This window comes from Rossellomorea marisflavi (assembly GCF_001274775.1).
Classification (GTDB): Bacteria; Bacillota; Bacilli; order Bacillales; family Bacillaceae_B; genus Rossellomorea; species Rossellomorea marisflavi.
On record NZ_LGUE01000004.1, the window covers coordinates 73,961 to 95,718 of the forward strand.

Below are 21,758 nucleotides of genomic sequence, written 5' to 3' on the forward strand. Positions count from 1 at the left end.
ACATGTATATGTCAGGGTAGGCCGTGGTAGAAATAATCAAAAAGGACCCCGGACATCAATCCGGGGACCCTTCTTCCGTGCTATACGTTTCAAGGAGATCCGGGTAGTCGAGCATTTCCTTTTTCCCTTTATCCGTGAGCTCATATACACCTCTCTTGACCCTGTCGTACCATCCATAGTAATTTTTCTGAAGGATCAGTGGGGTTTTATCCCCTGTCCCGAGTTCTTTGAGGGATTTCGGTGAAAGGGGTCCATGGCGATCGAGCAGGACGGCAATGTGAATGCAGCTTTCTTTATAAGCCGTCATGATCTTCAGCTTATTGCTTCCCCCCACATTGTAATCCGCGCTCCTTCCTTCGATTTCCCTCACAAGCTGCGCACGCTTTTTCTTGCCATATGAAAGGCTTGCCTTCCGGTCAAAGGGAGCCGGATGATGCACGAATTCTAGTTTATCCCCCTTGGCATGGGGCGACACGGTGATCAACCCAAGCTCCAGCCTCCTCACCAAGTGACAGGCATCCCTCCACCTTTTGGACCTCGTCCGTTTCGGTCTCGGGACCGCTATGTATACCATATCTGTCAGTCTGAGCCTCTTGGCGGCCTGTACGAGAAGATCCACCGTAAGGGAAAGCTTCATCTCCACGATGATCAGCTCTTCCCCTTTCATGGCCGTTACATCACAATCCTTCACCTCTCCGTTGACACGGTAGCCCAGTGAATGGAAATGATTGCGTATAGGTGGATACAGATCGGACTCTTTCATATTGATCCTCCTATCAGGTACTGCCTGTTGATTGCAGATTCCTCTATGAATCTAGCGTTAGTGAAAAGTATAGACCATTTTCAACAAATGAAAAACCTCTCGTCACTAAAAACCCCCCGGATCCTGAACGATCCGGAGGGCAGCCAATCATTTTCTTATTTTGTGGATTTCATCCGCGACGAATTGAACGGATGTACCGACGATTACCTGAATGCTATGTTCTCCCACAACATGGATACCTGGCACACCTGTGCGCCTGATCCTGTTTTGATCCACGACGTCCATATTATCCACTTCGATTCGCAGACGGGTTACACAGTTATCAACGGATGTCACATTCTCGTCTCCACCAAGGCCAGCATAGATCTCAGTAGCCATGGCCGAGAACTTATCTTCCTTGGATGTCTCAGGCTGAGCCGTCTCTTGAACGGCTTCTTCCAAGTCATCTTCTCCCCTTCCAGGTGTCTTAAGATTGAACTTCACAATCAAGAAGCGGAAGAGGAAGTAGTAGATCAGTCCGAAAACGATTCCCTGTACGAGGAGCATGTAAGGAGCATTGGCGATCGGCAGTCTTGAACTCAGTAAAAAGTCGATAAGTCCTGCCGAGAAACCGAATCCGGCTGTCCAATGGAAGAACGCCGCTACCGCAAGGGATAAGCCCATAAGCACCGCATGCACAAGGAACAGCACAGGGGCCGCAAACATGAAGGCGAACTCAAGGGGCTCTGTCACACCAGTGAAGAATGAGGCAAAACCAGCCGCAAGCATGAGGGAACCGATCTGCTTCTTCTTGCCAGGCTTTGCCGTGTGGTAGATGGCAAGTGCCGCAGCTGGAAGACCGAACATCATGATCGGGAAGAAGCCGGCCATATACATACCCGTAATGCCTTTATCCCCTTTTCCAGACCAGAAGTTCCCGATATCATTGATTCCCGCGACATCGAACCAGAATACGGCGTTCAACGCGTGATGAAGGCCTGTCGGGATCAGCAGGCGGTTAAAGAACCCGTATAGCCCGGCACCGACATAGCTGAGGGAACTGATGGCCTCCCCGAAGGCGATCAATCCTGAGAAGATCAACGGCCATAAGAATAGCATGATGACGGAAACCACCAGCATGGATACGGCCGTCATAATCGGCACAAGGCGCTTGCCGCTGAAGAAAGCGAAGGCATCAGGAAGCTTCACTTCACTGAAGCGGTTGAAGTTCCAAGCCGCTATGATCCCGCAAAGGATCCCGATAAATTGGTTGTTGATCTTGCCGAAGGCTATATTGACCGAATCAACATCGACACCCTGAAGCATGGCCACGCTATCCGGGGACAAAAGGGTGGTAATGATCAGGAAGGCCACCAAGCCGCTGAGAGCCGCCGATCCATCTTTTACTTTTGTCATTCCGAGTGCAATCCCGATGGCAAACAGGAAGCCCATATTGCTGATCAGCGATTCTCCTCCCTTGATCAAGAAGGCGGCAAACGGATTATTCCCTCCCCAGCCATCAGAATCGATCCAGTACCCGATCCCCATGAGAATGGCAGCCGCAGGAAGGACTGCAACCGGTAGCATAAGAGATTTACCGATTCGCTGCAAATAGTTCATCATACACATTTCCCCCTTTTTTCTTTAAGATGCTCAACACATTATAATTTCATAAACCGGGGCAATTCTATAGGAAAATGAACATAATGATAAATTGCCCATGCATCTGCCTCTTCAAAGAGACAAACAGGACATAAAATCCTATAGTAGACGATATTCGGAGATTGTGCAATTTAGAAGAAAGGGGAATGGATGTTTTTTAGTCTCTCACCACAAAAAAAGACCCTCCGGATTCCCTATTCCGAAGAGTCTTTCCCTCTTATTAAGGCAGCTGGGTCGCACCCATCAGGTAGCGGTCGCACTCCCTCGCTGCTTCCCTGCCTTCGTTGATTGCCCATACGATCAGGCTTTGGCCGCGTCGCATGTCACCGGCGGCAAATACGCCTTCCACATTGGTCTTGTAGTCGCCATATTCCGCCTTCACGGTTGAATTTTGATTCGTTTCAAGTTCCATGGCCTTGATGAGATCCTGTTCGGGACCACTGAATCCGATAGCGAGAAGAACAAGGTCGGCTGGCCACGCCTTTTCACTTCCCGGGATTTCCTCACGGATTTTGTTGCCTTCTTCATCATACCGAAGCTTCACATTGACCGTGTGGACTTCTTTGATATGCCCGTTCTCGTCACCGACGAATCTCTTTGTCATAACAGCATAAGCGCGGGGATCGGTACCGAACGTTTCTTCTGCTTCCTTCTGGCCGTATTCGACCCGGTGGATCACAGGATACTGCGGCCACGGATTACCCACCTCATCACGCATGGCGCCTTTCTTGTCATAAATGTCGAACTGGGTGAGGCTCTTGCAGTTGTGTCGTACAGAAGTTGCAAGGCAGTCCGTACCCGTATCCCCGCCTCCGATCACAATGACATTCTTGCCGGCGGCAGAGATATACTCCCCATCACCGTGGTTCGAATCCAACAGGCTCTTCGTGTTGGAGTGCAGGAATTCCATAGCATAATGGACGCCCTTCAATGCACGTCCTTCCACCTGTACATCGCGATGGACTGCAGCCCCTCCGCACAGGATGACGGCATCGAAGTTTTCACGCAGCTGTTCGACGGTATAGTCCTTCCCGACTTCTGTATTGGTCACAAAGTCGATCCCTTCTTCCTCAAGGATCTTGACCCTGCGCTCCACTACAGAATAGGGGAGCTTCATTTCAGGGATCCCGTACGTGAGAAGACCACCCACGCGGTCATGCTTCTCAAATACGGTCACTAGATGACCCGCTTTGTTCAGCTGGGCAGCCGATGCAAGCCCGGCAGGACCGGATCCGACGACGGCAACCCGTTTGCCCGTACGGTGCTCCGGCGGCTCAGGGATCACCCACCCTTCCTGGAATCCCTTCTCGATGATGGAACGTTCTACGGTTCGGATGGCAACGGGCGGCTCGTTGATGCCGAGGACACATGCCCCTTCACACGGTGCCGGGCATGCAAACCCTGTGAACTCGGGGAAGTTATTCATTTGATGCTCCCTCTTCAGCGCTTCCTTCCATTGCCCCTGGTATACGAGATCATTCCATTCGGGGATCAAGTGATAAACCGGACAGCCCGTAGTGGAGCCATTGATCTCCATTCCCGATTGACAGGTGGGAACGCCGCAGTCCATGCAGCGCGCTCCCTGATTCCTTACTTCCTGTTCCGATAGGGGGAGTGTGTAGTCGTCCCAGTCCTTCGTCCTTTCACCAGGATGCCTTTCCTTTAATGTTTGCCTGCTGTATTCCATAAAGCCAGTCGCTTTTCCCATGAGTCCCCCTCCTTTTCTACTTCGCTGTTTCTAGCACTTTCTTTTTCTCTTCCTTCGTTCCTTCTTCAAATGCGGCCATCTCTGCATCGAATTTCTCAAGGCCCTTGCTTTCGAATTCACTGATCCGTTCTTTCATTTTCAGATAGGATTTCGGGATCACCCGCACGAATTTCGATAGATAGGATTCCCAGTTTGCAAGGATCTTCCGACCATTATCACTATTGGTATACGAGACATAGCGCTCGATCATTTCATACAATTCTTTCGATTCTTCGGGATCAAATAGCGGTTGCACATGGACAAGCTCCTGATTGCAGCGGCTTCGGAACGTTCCGTCGTCATCCAGTACATACGCGACGCCTCCGGACATTCCGGCAGCAAAATTCCGGCCCGTCATACCCAGAACGACAACCTTTCCACCCGTCATATATTCACATCCGTGATCTCCGACTCCTTCGACCACCACGTCGGCACCGCTGTTACGGACACAGAAACGTTCTCCCGCGATACCATAAATGTAAGCCTCCCCTGATGAAGCACCATAGAAGGATACGTTTCCGACGATAGTATTGCGCTCAGGGATGAACGTAGCCGTCGGATCAGGATGCACGATGATTTTACCTCCGGATAACCCCTTCCCGACAAAGTCATTGGAGTCTCCGACAAGTCTCAACGTAAGGCCTTTCGGAATGAAAGCCCCGAAGCTTTGACCGGCCGACCCCTTGAAGGTCAGGCGGATTGTATCTTCCGGAAGTCCCTCCGCACCGTAGCGCTTCGTGATTTCACTTCCGAGCATCGTTCCCGTAACACGGTGGATATTCCGGATGGCTGTGGTCCACTCCACTTTTTCACCTTTATCGATGGCGTTCCGGCAGCGTGGGATAAGCTCCTGATAATCCAGGGTCTTCGTCAATTCATGATCTTGTTTGCGCGTTGCATACCGGGTCACTTTAGCAGGCACATCAGGCTGATAAAGAAGGGCGGACAGATCGATTCCCTTTCCTTTCCAGTGGTCGATGGCTTCATTCGCTTCAAGGACATCGGTCCTTCCGATCATCTCATTGATCGTCCTGAATCCAAGCTGGGCCATGATCTCCCTTGCTTCCTGGGCCACAAAGCGCATGAAATTCTCGACATGTTCAGGGTCACCCATATATTTTTTTCTCAGTTCAGGATCCTGTGTGGCAATCCCGACCGGACATGTATTCATATGGCATACTCTCATCATCACGCATCCAAGGACCACAAGGGGTGCAGTTGAGAATCCATATTCTTCTGCTCCGAGCAAGGAGGCGATGACCACATCTCTTCCGGTCATCATCTTTCCGTCCGTCTCCACGACGATCCGGTCCCTTAGATGATTGAGGAGCAGCGTCTGATGGGCTTCTGCAAGACCGATTTCCCATGGAAGTCCTGTATGCTTCAAGCTCGTTCTCGGAGCGGCACCGGTCCCTCCGTCATAGCCTGAGATCAGGACCACATCGGCCCTTCCTTTGGCTACCCCGGCAGCAATCGTCCCGACACCGACGGCAGAAACAAGCTTTACGCTGATGCGTGCGCGTGGATTGGCGTTCTTCAGATTGTAGATGAGCTCGGCTAGGTCTTCGATGGAATAGATATCATGATGGGGCGGAGGTGAGATAAGCTCCACTCCAGGGGTAGACCCCCTTACTTCTGCTACCCAAGGATAGACTTTCTTACCAGGAAGGTGACCTCCTTCTCCCGGCTTCGCCCCTTGGGCAACCTTGATCTGGATCTCATCTGAGTTGACCAGATAATGACTGGTGACACCGAATCTCCCTGAAGCCACCTGCTTGATGGAGCTTCTGCGGGAGTCTCCATTTTCATCCGTCTGGAAGCGTTCTGGATGTTCCCCGCCTTCACCGGAGTTGCTTCTGCCTCCGATCCGGTTCATGGCGATGGCGAGCGCTTCATGGGCTTCCTGACTGATGGACCCGAAGGACATGGCCCCCGTCTTGAAGCGGCGGCAGATACTTTCCACCGACTCCACTTCGTCAATCGGGATGGATTTAGCGTCCTTGAAGGAAAGCAGACCTCTTAACGATTGCAAATGCTGCTTTTCTTCAGTGAGCATGCGCGAATATTTTTTGAAAAGCTCATAATCATTCGAACGGCAGGCGTGTTGCAGCGTATGGATCGTACTTGGATTGTATGCATGGTCCTCTCCCTTGTTCCGGTATTGGAACTCATCACCTGATTCAAGGGTCCGGTTCGGGTCCTTCCGATCGGCATAGGCTTTGTTATGGCGCAGGAGGACTTCCTTCTCGATCAGATCGATCCCGATTCCCCCGAGCCTCGACGGCGTACGGGTAAAATAGCGATCGATGACATCGTTTTGGATCCCTACGGCTTCAAAGATCTGTGCACCCCTGTAGCTCTGAATGGTTGATATTCCCATTTTCGAGAGGACCTTGACTACTCCATCCGTTGCAGCCTTTACGTACTTATCGACAGCTTCGTCGAAGGTCTTGCCGCTGATTTCACCGTTTCCGATCATGCTATGGAGGCTCTCATACGCAAGATATGGATAAATCGCTTCGGCACCATAGCCGAGCAGGGTGGCAAAATGATGGACTTCCCTCGGCTCCCCTGATTCCAGGAGAAGGCTTACTCTCGTACGTGTCCCCTTCCGGATGAGATGATGGTGCAATGCGGATACGGCCAAAAGTGCAGGAATTGCAGCCTTCTTCTCTTCGACACCTCGATCGGAAAGGATGAGGAGGGTCGTTCCTTCCTCTACTGCTTGATCTGCTTGTTCAAAGAGGCGTTCCAGGGTAGGAGTCAGTTGATCTCCTTCTTCCGTCACCTCGAAAAGGATGGACAGCGTGACGGCTTTGAAGCCCTCTTCACGCTGTTGACGCAGTTTTTCAAACTCTGTACCCGTAAGGACCGGTGTCTCGAGGTAGATATGGCGACAGCTAGCGGGTGTCGGTGCAACAAGATTCCCTTCGGCACCGATTGTCGTCCCGACAGAGGTGATGATCTGCTCCCTGATGGCATCGATCGGCGGATTCGTCACCTGTGCGAATAGCTGTTTAAAGTAGTTATAAAGAAGCTGAGGTTTCTTAGAAAGGACGGCGAGGGGTGAATCATACCCCATGGACCCGACGGGATCCTTCCCTTCAAGCACCATAGGCTTGATGAGCTTATTGAGTTCTTCGGTCGTGTAACCGAAAGCCTGTTGCTGCACCATTACCTCTTCTTCTGGTATCGTTTCCGGCTCCCTTACAGGATCGGGTAGATCCCTCAGATTGAATTTATTCTGATCGAGCCAGTGGCGATAGGGTTGTTCGGAAGCAACACGCAGCTTGATTTCCTCATCAGGGATGATCCGTCCCTTTTCAAGGTCCACTAATAGCATTTTCCCCGGCTGCAGACGATCTTTATAAACAATATCATCAGCGAAGATATCCAGGGCACCAACCTCGGAGCCAAGAACGATCATGCCGTTCTTCGTCACATAGTATCTGGCTGGACGCAGGCCGTTACGGTCAAGACATGCACCGATTTCCTTGCCGTCAGTGAATACAAGGGCAGCAGGCCCATCCCACGGTTCCATGAGACAGCTGTGATATTCATAAAAGTCTTTTTTCTTAGGATGAATGGTGTCATCATTTTCCCATGGCTCCGGTACCATCATCATGGCTGTATGGGCAAGGGATCGTCCCGATAGATGCAGGAATTCGAAGCAGTTATCGAACATGGAGGAATCACTGCCTGTCTCATCGATCACAGGAAGGATCTTTTTAAGGTCTTCGTCATTGAATGCACTGGATTCGCATAGTTTCTCCCTTGCTCTCATCCAATTGACATTTCCGCGAAGGGTATTGAATTCACCGTTGTGGATCGTATAGCGGTTCGGATGCGACCGCTGCCAGCTCGGGAAGGTATTCGTGCTGAAACGGGAGTGAACAAGAGCGAGCGCAGACCTGAACTCAGGATGATTGAGGTCGATGTAGAAGGAGTCCAGCTGCTCAGGGACCAGCATCCCTTTATAGACGATGGTGGTCGAAGAAAGACTGCAGATATACACATCTTCCTGTCCTTCCACATTGGCTGCCTCATTTTCAATCCGTTTGCGGATGACATACAGCTTGCGTTCAAAGTCCATTCGTGTCTCCATATCATCGGACGCACCGATGAAAACCTGACGGATGAACGGTTTAGACTTGGATGCGACTTTCCCCACGAAGGAATCATTCAACGGCACCGGTCTCCAGCCAAGAACCTCCTGACCTTCTTCCTCGATGATGCGTTCAAAGATTTCTTTGCTTTTCATTCTCTTTTCATATTGTTCAGGAAGAAAGACCATCCCGACCCCATATTCCCCTTTACGTGGAAGGAAGATGTCCTCTTTCTCGCACTGCTTCTTGAAGAAATGATGGGGGATTTGAGTAAGAATACCAGCACCATCGCCGGTACTGGTATCAGCGGACTGTCCTCCGCGGTGCTCTAGGTTACAGAGAATATTGATCGCATTTTGCACGATACTATGTGATTTGCTTCCATCAATGTTGGCAATCATCCCGATCCCGCATGCTTCATGCTCATGTAGGGGGTTATATAATCCTTGTGCCGCCGGAAGATTCGTTTTCATTCAATGTCCTCCTCTACTCACGTGTATAAAAATTGAATAAATACCACCTGATGCATTTAATTGATTTTCGTTAGTATATCATGAAATTTAGAAAAAACGAAAAATTTAGTCATTAAATCCACCTCTATTTATACCAAAATAGTTGGAAAAACAGGCGTGTACAACAACACGGATCTAGTGGATTTCCGCTAATTTTCAGAATCTTTAAAACCTTGATCTAACAATAAAGTAATCGTTTACATTTTATTTCTGAAAAAGCGCGTCCACAGATGAATTTTCATACAAAAATATCTTTAAAAAAATTTTTTTGTCAGACTGTTTTACAAGGTGATTCCAGGTCGATCTTCAAGGATGATTTCGGAAGAATGATGAGAATGGGCATCTCAGCGGAGGACACGGCCGTGCCAAGGTAAGTGGATATCAACGTTATTTACCCACAATTCCTAAAGATCAAACCGTAGTACAAAACGACTAGCATTCACTAGCATCCTTTCACTCTAATGGAACTATATACCACAGAACTACCCGCCTCTATAATGAAGTTAGAAATAATATTTCACAGAATTATTAGTTAATAGTGAAGTGTTATTTCACCAAGTGTTTTGAAAGCGTTTACTATCCGAAACAAGAAAGGGAGGAGTTCTATGAAAAAAGGAAAGAAGGCAATTGTCGTCATCCTGCTTCTGGCCCTGCTTGCCCCTATGTGGGCTGGACAAGCTTCTGCATCGGCACAGCCAAAGCATGAGATGCGTGCCGCATGGATTGCCACTGTTCAGAACATCGACATGAAGGCAGGGATGGACAAAGCCGCCTACACGTCATGGGTTCAATCGACTCTGGATGATCTTAAAGAAAGGAAATTCAATACGGTCATCTATCAGGTGAAACCGACCGTCGATGCTCTCTACCCATCAGACCTTGCCCCCTGGTCCAAATACATCACCGGTAAAGCCCAAGGAACCGATCCGGGATACGATCCACTCGGCATCATGCTTGAAGAAGCCCACAAGCGGGGAATCGAGCTCCATGCATGGGTGAATCCCTACCGTGTCACCATGCCGGGCATGACCCTTGATGACCTTGATCCCGGCAATGTGGCAAAGCTTCACCCTGACTGGGTGCTGAAGTACGGAAGCCAATACTACTTGGATCCAGGTCTGCCGGAGGTCCAGGAATACCTCATCGAGACCGTGGAAGAGCTCGTAGCCAATTATGATATTGAAGCTGTGCACATGGATGATTATTTCTATCCGTATAAAATTGCCGGACAAAACTTCCCTGACCAAGCTACATACGAGAAATACGGCAAGGACTTTGATTCGATTGAAGACTGGCGCAGGAATAATGTCGATGTCCTCGTCAAAGATATCAATACTTCCATTAAAGATATGAAGGAATGGGTCCAGTTCGGGATCTCTCCATTTGGTGTCTGGAGGAATATCGCCAAAGATCCAACTGGAAGTGAAACGACAGCCGGCCAGACGAATTACGATGATCTTTACGCCGATACCCGTCAGTGGATCAAAGACGGCAGCATCGACTATATCACTCCGCAAATCTACTGGTCCCGGGACTTTGCCGCTGCAAACTATTCCATCCTCCTCGATTGGTGGAGCAATGAAGTGACCGAGTACGCCTATGAGCACCCCGTTCATCTCTATATCGGAACGGCTGACTACAAGGTTGGTGACAACTTCGATCAGCAGTGGTACGACCCGTATGAACTACCGGAACAGATCCTGGATAACCGTGAAAACGGCACGGCAAAAGGACAGATGCATTTCTCCCTTCAGCAGCTCTATAACAATCGCCTGGGATATGCCGATATCCTGAAGGAAGAAATCTATACAGAAACAGCCTTGACGCCGCCCACTCCTTGGAATAACAGGGAACTGCCGAAAAAACCGACCAAAGTAAAAGGGAAATCCAAACATGGCAGTGTCAAACTTGAGATTGAAGATAAGAAACACACGGCGAGAAAGTTTGTCATCTACCGGTTTGACGGACCTCGTGAAGGCGATTACAATGATCCTGCCAACATCATCGATGTCGTCTACGCAGATGAAGATTCCTATACAGACGTTCCTCCTGGTAAGGGACTCTACACATATGGAGTGACATCTGTATCCGATACCGGTCTTGAAAGCCGCGACGCCAAAACCGTACGGATTAAACATTAGATCAAAAAAGTGCGGACAGGCCCGTCCTCAGACGGGTGCTGTCCGCACTTTTTATGTTCGTTCACTGTTGAGCTGCCAGAACGGTTTCCCTCATCTTCTTCGCTGCCTCCACCATCACGACGAGTGCTTCGATGGTTTCGTTCGGTCCGCGTGTTTTCAAACCACAGTCAGGATTGATCCAGAACAGTTGCGGATCGAGGACGCGAATGGCCCGTTCAATGTTCCGAGTCATCTCCTCGAGCGTCGGAACCCTTGGGCTGTGTATGTCATAGACGCCGAGACCGATACCTTGACTATAGGTGTTTTCCTCAAAGGAATGAATGAGATTCCCATGACTCCTTGACGTTTCGATCGATATGACGTCCGCATCAAGCGCTTTGATGCTTTCGATGATTTCCCCAAACTCCGAATAGCACATATGGGTGTGGATTTGCGTACTGCTTTTCACAGATGACGTCGCAAGTTTGAAAGCGTGGACGGCAGCATCTAGGTAGCCTGCCCTCTTTTCTTTCTGCAGGGGCATCCCCTCCCTGAGGGCCGGTTCATCGACTTGGATCATGCGGATTCCGTTCGCCTCGAGGGCTTCGACTTCTTTTCTCAAGGCCAGGGCAATCTGATTGGCCACATCATAACGCGGAATGTCTGTCCGGACAAATGACCAGTTCACGATCGTGATCGGACCAGTCAGCATGCCCTTCACAGGTTTTTCAGTCAGTGATTGCGCAAAGACCGTTTCATCCACTGTCATCGGTTCTTGGAAGCATACGTCCCCGTGAATGATCGGAGGCTTCACACAGCGCGAGCCATAGGACTGCACCCAGCCATTCTTCGTGAAGGCAAATCCCCCAAGCTTTTCACCGAAGTATTCCACCATATCCGTCCGTTCAAATTCTCCGTGCACCAGTACGTCCAAACCGATTTTCTCCTGGATGTCGATCCACTTCGCAATCTCTTCCTGGATGAACGTGCGGTAGTCCTGATCGCTTACGTCTCCCCTCCTCCACTTAAGCCGTTCTTTCCGCACCTCTTTAGTCTGAGGAAAGCTTCCAATCGTAGTGGTGGGGAAGAGGGGAAGACCGAGCTCTGACTCCTGAACGACCCGCCTCTCAGAGAATGGAGCACGTTGAAGGACTTCATTTGCGGCCAGTTGTTCACTTTCTCTGAGTGTCCGGGATTGTTCGATATTGTCGAGTCCGTCATAGCTCTCCTTCAGCTCATTGGAGATAGAAGGACGCCCTTCCTTGACTGCCTCCGTAACCGTAACGATTTCCTGCAGCTTTTCATCTGCAAAAGAAAGTGTGCGTTTAAGGCGTTCCCCCAGTCCTTCCTCTACTTTGACCGTGACGGGCACATGGAGCAGGCTTGATGAAGGCTGAATGATTAACCGATCCTTCGAAACAACGCCCTCCAATTCCTTAAGCGAGGAGAGAGTCCGTTCAAGATCTGCCCTCCAGATATTCCTCCCATCAATGATCCCAGCAGCCAAGACCTTATCATCAGGGAATCCATGGGTGGTCAGTGCCTGACGATTCCCACCACCATCGTGTACTAAATCCAATCCGATCCCATGTACCGGAAGCCTGACCACCCTCTCATAGCGACTGACGCGATCAAAGTAGGTTTGAAGAATGACCTTGATACCAGGTGCTGCCTTGATCAACGTGTCATAGACCTGCTCAAGGACCGTCCACTCATCCTCTGTCAGGTCGGTACAAAGCACGGGTTCATCGATTTGAACCCATTCGGCACCAGCCTCTTCAAGCTCCTTGAGAATGGAAGCATACAACGGGACGAACCCATCGACCACGCTACCAAACTCTTCGGGGTCATATCCTTTGGACAGCTTAACGAACGTAACCGGTCCAAGGAGCACCGGCTTTCCAATGATACCAAGCTGCTCCTTCGCTTCCTTGAAGTAGCGAAGCGGGGGATTATCGGCCAAAGAAGGCATAGCCCCTTCCAGTTCGGGAACGATGTAATGGTAATTGGTGTTGAACCACTTCGTCATCGTGGATGCCACCGCATCCCCCGTTCCCCTTGCCATACCGTAATACGTTTGCAGAGAGACCTTCCCTCCCCCATGACCGAACCGCTTCGGGACCACCCCGAACATGGCAGCCGTATCCAATACATGATCATACAGGCTGAAGTCCCCGACAGGAATCAGGTCTATCCCTGCATCCGACTGTTTTTTAAGATGACGAAGGCGGATCTCATCTGTCTTCACCACAAATTCTTCTTCCTTTAGCTTTCCTTCCCAAAATTGTTCCAGCGCTTTCTTCCACTCTCGTTTTTCACCGATCCTCGGGTAACCGAGATTTGAACTTTTCACCATATTGCTCACTCCTTCTCATTTTCTCTCCAATAAAAAAATCTCCCTTTCAGAGAAAGAGAGATTTTGCGCGCAATGAATAAACGTCGACATTCCTATTATGTCAACACGCGTTCCTCACTCCCCTCTATGACCCGTAGAGCTTAAGTGCACACAACAGGCAGGTCTCCTGACTCAGGTTCATCACGCCTTATCCCTTCCCATTCCCTATAGAAACAGTGGATGTGATAAGTTGCTTCCCCTTACAGTGGCGGGACCGTACCGGACTTTCACCGGTTTCCCTTTTCAGCCATGCTTCCACACGGCACCTGTCGCATCTTCCTATTCAGTTCTCACCTCAACGAAAAAAGCCTCTCCACGATAGAGAGGCCCGGTAAACGGATGTCCTCTCTTATTTTCCAAAGCATGACGCTTTGCAGGAATTAGCACCTTTTCAACAAGTGTTGAATGGTTGCCGGGTTTCACAGGGCCAGTCCCTCCACCGCTCTTCATAAGAGTATCAATCATATATTTGTCCGTTGAATAGGGTAATACTAGCATGCCAGCTTTTACTTTGTCAAAATATTTCTAACATTCGTCCGAAGGTCCTACATGCCGTAGGGATCGCTACAGCTAAACTCGTTGCCATAAAGAATGCCCCCTCTGGCACTTCAGAGGAGGGTCGACTTTGCATGGAACGAAGGAAGAAATTCGCGGTGGACGTCCAGCAGTTCATCCAATAATGGTTTCGCTCTTGAATCACTGGTGACCAGTGGATTGATCGTCATGGCGAGGAGGGCTTTTTCGTAGGAGCCTGACACGGCTGCTTCTGCCGCGGTCCGCTCAAAGGATTTGATCTGTTGAACAAGTCCACTGACGGCTACAGGAAGTTCACCGATATGGATCGGTTTCGGCCCTTCTTTGGTCACGATACAGTTCACTTCCACGGCGGACTCATCAGGGATGCCCGTGATACTGCCATCATTTCTGACGTTCAGGGTCTGTACATCCCCTTTATCATTGAAGATCGAAGAAATCACATTGCAGGCGGCATCGCTGTAGTAGGCTCCTCCGCGCTCCTGAAGCTGCGAGGGCTTCACATCAAGGTCTTCGTTTTTATATAGTTCGAACAATTCATCTTCCAATCGCTGGACGACCTCGGCACGGGTTGTCCCCGTTTTGAATTCCTCCAGCTGCTTCTCGAGGATCTCACTGGTTTTGTAAAAATACCGGTGATACGGACAAGGTATGACTCCGAGAGCCTTCAAGAAATCAGGGTTCCATGGCAGTGGGGCGATATTTTTCATGCTGAGCTGCTTATCCTCATCACCCATCAGTTCCAGTACCTCATCAAGGACGGACACCCCATCGACGGTGACATCCAGTCCGTACACCATATGATTCAAGCCGGCAAACCGGATATCGACGGAAGCGACCTCTACGCCAAGAAGCCTGGCAATAGTCATCTTCGTATTGATCGGCAGGTTGCATACGCCCACGACTTTGGAATGCTTGCTGTATCGGAGCAACGCCTCCGTCACCATCCCGGCCGGATTGGTAAAATTGATCAGCCATGCATCAGGGCAAAGACGCTGCATATCCTCTGCAATCTCAAGAAGAACCGGAATGGTGCGGAGGCCTTTGAATAGTCCACCTCCCCCGTTCGTTTCCTGCCCGATCATCCCGTACTTGATCGGCAGCCTTTCATCCTGGATCCTTGCCTTCAGCTGACCGACCCGCATCTGGGTTGTAACAAAATCCGCATCCTTCAGTGCTTCCTCCCGGTCCAAAGCCAGGTGAATGGTCATGGGAACACCAGCCTTAGACACCATCCTCCGCGCAAGACTCCCGACAATTTCGAGCTTTTCTTTTCCAGCAGGGATATCCACCAGCCACAGCTCCCGGACAGGCAGCTCATCATATCGATTGATCAATCCTTCAACAAACTCCGGCGTGTAGCTTGAGCCACCGCCGATGGTCACGATTTTTAAGCCTTTATTCATGCTCATACCTCCTTATCCTTTCACTGCAAATGCCAGCACAAAGCTGATGGCAAAACTAACCACTACACCAAGCCATAAACGCTTCTTCTTAATAGAAGGATTCTCTACAGGCCCTTCAATCTTGAGTAATACGAGACTCAACCCTAGAGAAGTCGAAATTCCCGTTGCCAGAAAAATGCTCCACTCCTTTGGCAAACCTGCACTTATGAAAGGCTTTGACAATAATAATAAGCCGATGGATACGGTCATTAATAAGATGAATACACTTTTGAATCCAATCCTCCTGGGGATGACAGTCTCAGTCATTTCCTTCACTCTCCTTAGGGTACATAGTGAAGAAGCGGGATCCATGGATTCCCGCTTCACTGTTTACTCCCTTGCATATATTTCCATTTGCGCAGTCAAGCGGCTTGTTGATCGTTTTCTTCCACCTGCACCATTTTTTTGTCGTACATCTTGAAGAACGGGAAGTAGATGGCAAACGAAATAGCGATGTTGATGAAAACCATGACTACAGCCCGCCAATCTCCTCCCGTAGCCAGGAATGCACCTATTGGTGCCGGCAGCGTCCACGGTGGCATGATATAGGTTGGTGATATCATACCAGTAGCTGTTGCTACATAAGCAATGGTAGCCGTAATAAGAGGAGTTATCACAAACGGAATGATCAGGACCGGATTCAGGACGATTGGTGCCCCGAAGATGATCGGTTCATTGATATTAAACGTAACAGGTACGATACTGGTACGACCCAATGCTTTCAAATACTTCGAACGAGAGAAGAATACCATGGCGAGAGCTAGCCCTAGAGTAGCCCCTGATCCACCGATCCAGATGAACCATTGGTAGAAGGTTTCCGGTGCGATATGCGGAATAACCTGACCGTTTGCAACAGCGTCGGCATTGTTCACTAGGAACACTTCCCATAATGGACGAGCAACGGTTCCTACTACTGATACTCCGTGAATTCCGAATGACCAGAAGAATGTAATTAAGAAAACAGGAATCAATACCCCAAAAATGCTGTCCCCTGCCGTTACAAGAGGAGCGACTGCCACACCGATCAAATGGTGAAGATCAAGACCTGCCCAAACGGTGATGGCCGATACACCCAAGATGACGAATGCAACAGGAATCAGTGCTTCAAAACTTCGTGCCACGGATGGTGGTACCTGTTCTGGCATTTTGATTGTAATATTTCTCTTTTTACAGAACCTGAGTATCTCGACTGCGAGTATCGAGACGACCATGGCAACGAATAATCCATGTCCCCCGAGGTTTGTCATCGGAAGCATCCATGCGCCGTCAACTGCCTGAGGTGTAATAGTTAAGAGAAGTGCAGCTACGGACATCTGAGCGCCTGAAAGAGGATCGAGGCCATAGCTTTTCGATAGATTGTATCCTATCCCGAAGGCTATATAGAGCGACATGATAAACATGGTGACACGGTATGGAATCAGGATCTCCACAATATTATCTGCAGCCCACTGCTTGATGTCACCGAATACCCCTGCATCAGGAAGCGGTGGGAACGCCACAATCAAAAAGAATGACCCTACGATAATGAACGGCAGTGCAGAAATGACCCCATCCCGGATTGCCTGCAGATGCCTTTGCTCCGACAGCCTCGCCATCGGACCAGATAAGTTGTTCTCCAAGAAACTCACAAATTTTTGCATGTTCCTACCCCCTTGTTCTTCCTCTTTAGTTCGTCAATTCCTTGACGGTTTTCAATAATGTGGCCCCACCGAGCGGCGAGTAAGCCTGTGGCGGGATCGGCCCGCATGGTACATTTGCCCCGTCAGCCGCTTTCTTCACCTGATCAAAGCGGTGCCTGATCTGCGGTGCGACCATGCAGACATCCCATCCCTTGGATATCTCATCGGCCACTTCCCCCGTCCCGATTGCCAGGACGTCCATTTCTAGCCCTTCTTTCGCCCCTTCTTTCTTCAATGCATTGACGACGATGGAACTGGACATCCCACCTGCACATACAAATAATACTTTCATCAATCTTCCTCCTTTTTCATTCGTTGGACGATATTATGGGTCTCGACGATTTGTTCGAAGACGCCATGTCCTTTCTTCATACATAATGCAACAAACAGGGCGTCTATGATGACGAGTTGCGCAATGCGTGCCGTCATCGTACCGATCCTGATATTGTTCTCCTCTTCCGAGATCGTCAGGACGATATCGGCAAGCTTTCTCGCCTGGGACTTCCCATGCTGGGTAAGGAGGATGATTTTCGCCCCTTTTTCCTGTGCCACGGTCATGAGCCTGAGGATTTCCTTCGTCTGACCTGATGTTGAAACGACGAACAGGACATCGTTCTTCGTCATATTCGCTGCCATCATCATCTGGACGTGGATATCCCCCGCCTGGAAGGCAAGGTAATTGAGCCTGAGGATCTTCTGGGTGAAGTCCTCCGCCACGACAGCAGAACCTCCGACTCCGTATAGATAGACGCGATCGGCGTGGTGCAGTGCTTCCACCGCACGCTCGAGCTCCTCCACCGAGAACAGTTTCTCCGTGTTCTTGATGGCTTGGTACGTATTCATCGTCACTTTACTGAATACTGTTTCCAAGCTGTCCTCAAAGTGTAAAAGTGTGTTCACTTCGGGATTTTCCGGTTCCTCGATCCATGAGGTTTTGGCAAGTTCGATCTTCAACCCGCTGAAGGAGTTGATGCCGATCCGTTTGCAAAAACGGATGATCGCCGCCTCGCTGCTCCCGCAGGATGAAGCTAGTTGCTTTGTGGTCATTTCCATCACTTTATCCGGATATTCCACTACATATTCCGCTACTGCGTGCTCAGAAGGAGTGAATGCCTCCATCTGGCTCTTGATGTGTTTTAAAACGTGAAACTCTGTCATGGTCACCTCCAAAAAAATGAGTTGTGTTGTAAAGGCTTTCAATTTACTATGATTATATGCGATAATGAAATTAAATTTCAATATATTTTTGAAATTTCTAAACTTTTATTTTACCAAGTAGTAGAAAACCGTTCTATAAGAGTACTAGGAGGAATAGGAAGATGACCAAAAACGTAGAAGTAGAAATCTTTGAAATCATTTCAAATGGAGGAAATGCAAAAGCCATCGCCTATGAAGGACTTTCCATGGCTCACGAAGGGAAGTTTGATGAAGCCGATCAGCTTTTGAAAGATGCACATGTGGAGCTGAACAAAGCGCATAACACCCAAACATCGCTGATTCAAGCAGAGCTGAACGGGGACAGCTTCGAAAAGTCCCTTCTCATGATCCATGCCCAGGACCATCTCATGACTTCCATCAGTGAGATCACGCTCATTGAGCAGATGATCCCTATGTTGAAACGCATCCACCAATTAGAAACCCGATAAGGAGGAAGAATAGATGAGCAAACGTCTCGGAGTATCGATTTATCCCAATCATTCAAAGGTGGAAGATGACAAAGCGTATCTTGAACTGGCTTCTTCCTATGGATTCAAACGAGTATTCACCTGTCTTCTATCAGTAGATGGGGAAAAGGACACGATCCTGGCAAACTTCAAGGAAACCATTTCATATGCAAAAGAGCTCGGCATGGAAGTCATTGCAGACATCTCACCGCGCATCTTCAAGGAGCTGAACATCTCTTATGATGATCTCTCATTCTTTGCCGACCTCGGAGCCCATGGCATCCGTCTCGATATGGGGTATACCGGGCAGGAAGAATCCATGATGTCTTTCAATCCGTATGACCTGAAGATCGAGCTCAATATGAGCAATGCCACAAAATACATCGACAACATCATGACGTATCAGCCTAATAAGGATGCCCTCCTCGGCTGTCATAACTTTTATCCGCACCGCTACTCCGGGCTGTCTTATCCGTTCTTCGTCGAGTGCAGCCAGAAGTTCAAGGATCTCGGGATGAGGACAGCGGCCTTCGTCTCTTCGGAAGATGCTACATTCGGACCCTGGCCGGTAGTCGAAGGGCTTCCTACCCTTGAAATGCATCGGGATCTTCCAATCGACGTCCAGGCAAAACACCTTTTCGCAACGGGGCTCATCGATGATGTAATCATCAGTAACGCATATGCCTCCGAACGGGAATTGAAGCTCCTGAGTTCTCTTAATCTTCAAAAAATCACGTTCTCTGTGGATATAGTGGATACTACTACGGAACTTGAAGAAACGATTTTGTTCCAGGAGCCTCACTTCTACCGCGGGGACGTGTCGGATTATATGATCCGCTCCACCCAGAGCCGGGTGAAGTACCGCGGCAGGGAGTTCGCTCCCCATAACACCCGTGATATCAGACGGGGGGATATCATCATTGAGAATGACCTGTACGCCCAATATGCCGGGGAGCTTCAAATCGCCTTGAAAGATATGAAAAATTCCGGTAAGACCAATGTGGTCGCCCGGATCCGCGAAGAAGAGATCGTCCTCCTCGATTATCTGCAACCATGGGGCAAATTCGCCTTCGAAAAAAGAGGCTGAGAGATGGGGAGAATCATAGGAATAGACGCAGGTGGGACGAAGACACAGGCCCTCGTGATGGATGAGCAACGGAATGTGCTCTTTGAATCCGTTGCCGGTCATGGCAATCCTTCTGTATCATTTCAACAAGCCATGGACCATCTTACGTTGGTTCTCAAAGAATGTCTGCATGACGGAGAGGCGGACGCCATCGTCATCGGAATGGCCGGGCTTCAATCGGGGCCGCTTGAGGAACGGGTGAAAGACGTACTTGCACCCCTTTCTCCCTCCCCTATGTGGATCATCAGTGATGCCGAGCTTGCTTTCGACAGTGCGATCGGGGACGACGACGGGATCCTTACCATTGCGGGAACGGGCTCCATTTCCCACGGCCGCCACGGTACGATGACAGGTGTGTCCGGTGGATGGGGCCATCTTCTCGGTGATGAGGGAAGTGCCTATTCCATTGCAATCCAGGCCTGCCAGATCATCACTACTGAAATCGATCGAGATGTCCCCCTTTCTCCCCTCTCACAGGCAGTGATGAAGGAGATCGGTGCTGTTGACGGGAAGGGGTTGAAAGGATTCATCTACACATCCGATAAGGGGGAAATCGCCTCCTTGTCCAAGATCGTGGATGCATGTGCGCAGGACGGGGATGCTTCTTCCCGGATGATCCTGCAAAAAGCCGGGGCTTCCCTGGGGATGCAGACCGTTGAGCTCGCCCGTAACCTTTCTCTTTCATCCTTGAAGGTGGCCATAAAGGGAAGCGTTTTGGAAGCAAGCAACGCAGTTCAGACATCTTTCAAACAGGTAGTCTCAGAGGCCTACCCAGATGCAACTATCCTTTTGAGCCCTATGTCCCCGGCCTTGGGTGCCGTCACGACTTTAACAAGAATGAGGAGGAAACATTAAATGGTCAAACGTTTAGCAGTAGGGCTCATGTCAGGCACATCCGTCGATGCGGTGGATGCCGCCCTCGTATCCTTGGAAGGGACGGGAAGCAGTGCAACCTGCAAGCTGATCCATTACGCCTCCACCCCCTTCCCCCAGTCAGTCAAAAAGAAAATTTTCGAGGTCATCAGTGAAGATCACTCATCCACTCCTGCCCTCTCAAGCCTTCACTTCGAGCTTGGCCGCATCTACGGGGAAGCCGTCATCGGTCTTTGCACGGAAGCCGGTGTTCCGCTGGAGGATCTCGATGTCATCGGGTCCCACGGGCAGACCGTATTTCATCAGCCTTTTCCCACGGCGGATTCTGTCCCTTCCACTCTCCAGATCGGTGAGCCGAGCGTGATCGCATACATGACGAATACCGCCGTTGTCTCAAATTTCAGGTCTATGGACGTCGCTGCGGGAGGCGAGGGTGCCCCCCTCGTTCCCTATACGGAATACATCCTCTACCGGTCGCCTGGAGTGGGGCGACTCCTTCAAAACATCGGGGGGATCGGGAATGTCACCGTCCTGTCCAAGGACGGTTCCCTTGAAGACGTGTACGGATTCGATACAGGACCGGGCAATATGATCATAGACGGGCTATGCGAGAGGCTTTACGGCAAGGCATTCGATGAAGACGGGGACATCGCTTCCACTGGGAAGGTGCATGAAAAGATGGTGGAAGAATGGATGGAATGGGAAGCTGGTTTCTTCTCAAGGAAGCCCCCTAAATCCACTGGGCGGGAACAGTTTGGTGACATTTTCATCGACCGCATCATGGATAAGTTCTCTCACCTTGCGAAAGAAGATCTCATCGCATCGGCGACGTACTTTACGGCACGCTCTATCGCAGATGCCTATAAAACGTTCATCTTCCCTCACTATGAAGTGGATGAAATCATCATCGGAGGCGGAGGGAGCTATAACCACACCCTCATCCGTTTCATGAAGGAACTGCTTCCAACCTGTACGCTCCTCACGCAGGAAGAAATCGGCTACTCATCCGATGCCAAAGAGGCCATCGCCTTCGCCCTTCTTGCCCACGAGACGTTGAACGGACAGCCTGGAAATGTACCGGGTGCAACGGGTGCCGGGGGTTATGTGATCCTTGGTTCCATTACTCCTGCCCCTCTTCCCGGAAAGAACTGAA

15 protein-coding genes and 2 riboswitches are annotated in these 21,758 nt (G+C 49.9%); of the genes, 5 read left to right on the forward strand and 10 right to left on the reverse strand.

Annotated features, from left to right (window positions below):
• Nucleotides 1-55: 55 nt before the first annotated feature.
• The 4 genes from AF331_RS10260 to gltB all read right to left on the reverse strand — a co-directional run bounded on the left by AF331_RS10260 (nucleotide 56) and on the right by gltB (nucleotide 8,730).
• Entirely contained in the window at nucleotides 56-763 is a 708-nt protein-coding gene (locus tag AF331_RS10260) for a DUF2161 domain-containing phosphodiesterase (RefSeq protein WP_053428045.1), read from the reverse strand.
• Nucleotides 764-910: 147 nt separating this feature from the next.
• Nucleotides 911-2,365, reverse strand: a complete 1,455-nt coding sequence (gene nagE, locus AF331_RS10265; RefSeq protein WP_053428046.1) for an N-acetylglucosamine-specific PTS transporter subunit IIBC — start codon at nucleotides 2,363-2,365, stop codon at nucleotides 911-913.
• A 259-nt stretch (nucleotides 2,366-2,624) separates the two neighbouring features.
• Nucleotides 2,625-4,112 carry a glutamate synthase subunit beta gene (locus tag AF331_RS10270; protein ID WP_053428047.1) on the reverse strand — a complete coding sequence of 496 codons (1,488 nt, stop codon included), beginning with the start codon at nucleotides 4,110-4,112 and terminating at the stop codon, nucleotides 2,625-2,627.
• 16 nt (nucleotides 4,113-4,128) lie between these two features.
• On the reverse strand, nucleotides 4,129-8,730 hold the full coding sequence (gene gltB / locus AF331_RS10275; RefSeq protein ID WP_053428048.1) for a glutamate synthase large subunit: 4,602 nt from the start codon (nucleotides 8,728-8,730) through the stop codon (nucleotides 4,129-4,131).
• Between the two features lie 644 nt (nucleotides 8,731-9,374).
• Between gltB and AF331_RS10280 the strand changes: the two genes are divergently transcribed.
• Nucleotides 9,375-10,910 (forward strand): glycoside hydrolase family 10 protein, encoded by a 1,536-nt coding sequence (locus tag AF331_RS10280; protein WP_053428049.1) that lies wholly within the window; start codon nucleotides 9,375-9,377, stop codon nucleotides 10,908-10,910.
• 61 nt (nucleotides 10,911-10,971) lie between these two features.
• Here the strand turns inward: AF331_RS10280 and metE are convergent, their stop codons facing one another.
• The 6 genes from metE to AF331_RS10310 all read right to left on the reverse strand — a co-directional run bounded on the left by metE (nucleotide 10,972) and on the right by AF331_RS10310 (nucleotide 18,100).
• On the reverse strand, nucleotides 10,972-13,245 hold the full coding sequence (gene metE, locus AF331_RS10285; protein ID WP_053428050.1) for a 5-methyltetrahydropteroyltriglutamate--homocysteine S-methyltransferase: 2,274 nt from the start codon (nucleotides 13,243-13,245) through the stop codon (nucleotides 10,972-10,974).
• A 139-nt stretch (nucleotides 13,246-13,384) separates the two neighbouring features.
• Nucleotides 13,385-13,569, reverse strand: a riboswitch (cobalamin riboswitch).
• Between the two features lie 61 nt (nucleotides 13,570-13,630).
• Nucleotides 13,631-13,739, reverse strand: a riboswitch (SAM riboswitch).
• A gap of 153 nt (nucleotides 13,740-13,892) precedes the next feature.
• Nucleotides 13,893-15,230, reverse strand: a complete 1,338-nt coding sequence (locus AF331_RS10290) for a 6-phospho-beta-glucosidase (RefSeq protein WP_327205398.1) — start codon at nucleotides 15,228-15,230, stop codon at nucleotides 13,893-13,895.
• 6 nt (nucleotides 15,231-15,236) lie between these two features.
• Nucleotides 15,237-15,473, reverse strand: a complete 237-nt coding sequence (locus AF331_RS10295; RefSeq protein ID WP_160316512.1) for a hypothetical protein — start codon at nucleotides 15,471-15,473, stop codon at nucleotides 15,237-15,239.
• 152 nt (nucleotides 15,474-15,625) lie between these two features.
• The gene (locus tag AF331_RS10300) at nucleotides 15,626-16,903 is read right to left on the reverse strand and encodes a PTS sugar transporter subunit IIC (RefSeq protein WP_053428053.1); all 1,278 of its coding nucleotides are present in this window, start codon (nucleotides 16,901-16,903) and stop codon (nucleotides 15,626-15,628) included.
• Between the two features lie 25 nt (nucleotides 16,904-16,928).
• Nucleotides 16,929-17,234 (reverse strand): PTS sugar transporter subunit IIB, encoded by a 306-nt coding sequence (locus AF331_RS10305; protein WP_048005030.1) that lies wholly within the window; start codon nucleotides 17,232-17,234, stop codon nucleotides 16,929-16,931.
• A complete protein-coding gene (locus AF331_RS10310; protein ID WP_053428054.1) occupies nucleotides 17,234-18,100 on the reverse strand; it encodes a MurR/RpiR family transcriptional regulator in 867 nt (288 codons plus the stop codon). The genes AF331_RS10305 and AF331_RS10310 overlap by 1 nt, the downstream gene beginning before the upstream one ends.
• A 161-nt stretch (nucleotides 18,101-18,261) precedes the next feature.
• Here AF331_RS10310 and AF331_RS10315 point away from each other — a divergent pair, with 161 nt between their 5' ends.
• From AF331_RS10315 to anmK, 4 genes are read left to right on the forward strand one after another with little or no spacing between them, the layout of a single operon-like run.
• Nucleotides 18,262-18,588: a PTS lactose/cellobiose transporter subunit IIA gene (locus AF331_RS10315; protein WP_048005032.1), complete on the forward strand. Its 327-nt coding sequence runs from the start codon at nucleotides 18,262-18,264 to the stop codon at nucleotides 18,586-18,588.
• Between the two features lie 13 nt (nucleotides 18,589-18,601).
• Nucleotides 18,602-19,693, forward strand: coding sequence for a DUF871 domain-containing protein (locus AF331_RS10320; protein ID WP_053428055.1), 1,092 nt, complete (start codon nucleotides 18,602-18,604; stop codon nucleotides 19,691-19,693).
• 3 nt (nucleotides 19,694-19,696) lie between these two features.
• Nucleotides 19,697-20,587, forward strand: coding sequence for a BadF/BadG/BcrA/BcrD ATPase family protein (locus AF331_RS10325; protein ID WP_053428056.1), 891 nt, complete (start codon nucleotides 19,697-19,699; stop codon nucleotides 20,585-20,587).
• Nucleotides 20,588-21,757 (forward strand): anhydro-N-acetylmuramic acid kinase AnmK, encoded by a 1,170-nt coding sequence (gene anmK / locus AF331_RS10330; RefSeq protein ID WP_053428057.1) that lies wholly within the window; start codon nucleotides 20,588-20,590, stop codon nucleotides 21,755-21,757.
• Nucleotide 21,758 lies beyond the last annotated feature (1 nt).

Bases quoted from the DNA above. Each gene is read 5' to 3' on its own strand.
- AF331_RS10315 (WP_048005032.1), top strand. From the start codon at position 18,262: ATGACCAAAAACGTAGAAGTAGAAATCTTTGAAATCATTTCAAATGGA.
- gltB (WP_053428048.1), bottom strand. From the start codon at position 8,730: ATGAAAACGAATCTTCCGGCGGCACAAGGATTATATAACCCCCTACAT.
- AF331_RS10310 (WP_053428054.1), bottom strand. From the start codon at position 18,100: ATGACAGAGTTTCACGTTTTAAAACACATCAAGAGCCAGATGGAGGCA.
- AF331_RS10280 (WP_053428049.1), top strand. From the start codon at position 9,375: ATGAAAAAAGGAAAGAAGGCAATTGTCGTCATCCTGCTTCTGGCCCTG.
- AF331_RS10290 (WP_327205398.1), bottom strand. From the start codon at position 15,230: ATGAGCATGAATAAAGGCTTAAAAATCGTGACCATCGGCGGTGGCTCA.
- AF331_RS10270 (WP_053428047.1), bottom strand. From the start codon at position 4,112: ATGGGAAAAGCGACTGGCTTTATGGAATACAGCAGGCAAACATTAAAG.
- AF331_RS10295 (WP_160316512.1), bottom strand. From the start codon at position 15,473: ATGACCGTATCCATCGGCTTATTATTATTGTCAAAGCCTTTCATAAGT.
- metE (WP_053428050.1), bottom strand. From the start codon at position 13,245: ATGGTGAAAAGTTCAAATCTCGGTTACCCGAGGATCGGTGAAAAACGA.
- nagE (WP_053428046.1), bottom strand. From the start codon at position 2,365: ATGATGAACTATTTGCAGCGAATCGGTAAATCTCTTATGCTACCGGTT.
- AF331_RS10305 (WP_048005030.1), bottom strand. From the start codon at position 17,234: ATGAAAGTATTATTTGTATGTGCAGGTGGGATGTCCAGTTCCATCGTC.
- anmK (WP_053428057.1), top strand. From the start codon at position 20,588: ATGGTCAAACGTTTAGCAGTAGGGCTCATGTCAGGCACATCCGTCGAT.
- AF331_RS10325 (WP_053428056.1), top strand. From the start codon at position 19,697: ATGGGGAGAATCATAGGAATAGACGCAGGTGGGACGAAGACACAGGCC.
- AF331_RS10260 (WP_053428045.1), bottom strand. From the start codon at position 763: ATGAAAGAGTCCGATCTGTATCCACCTATACGCAATCATTTCCATTCA.
- AF331_RS10300 (WP_053428053.1), bottom strand. From the start codon at position 16,903: ATGCAAAAATTTGTGAGTTTCTTGGAGAACAACTTATCTGGTCCGATG.
- AF331_RS10320 (WP_053428055.1), top strand. From the start codon at position 18,602: ATGAGCAAACGTCTCGGAGTATCGATTTATCCCAATCATTCAAAGGTG.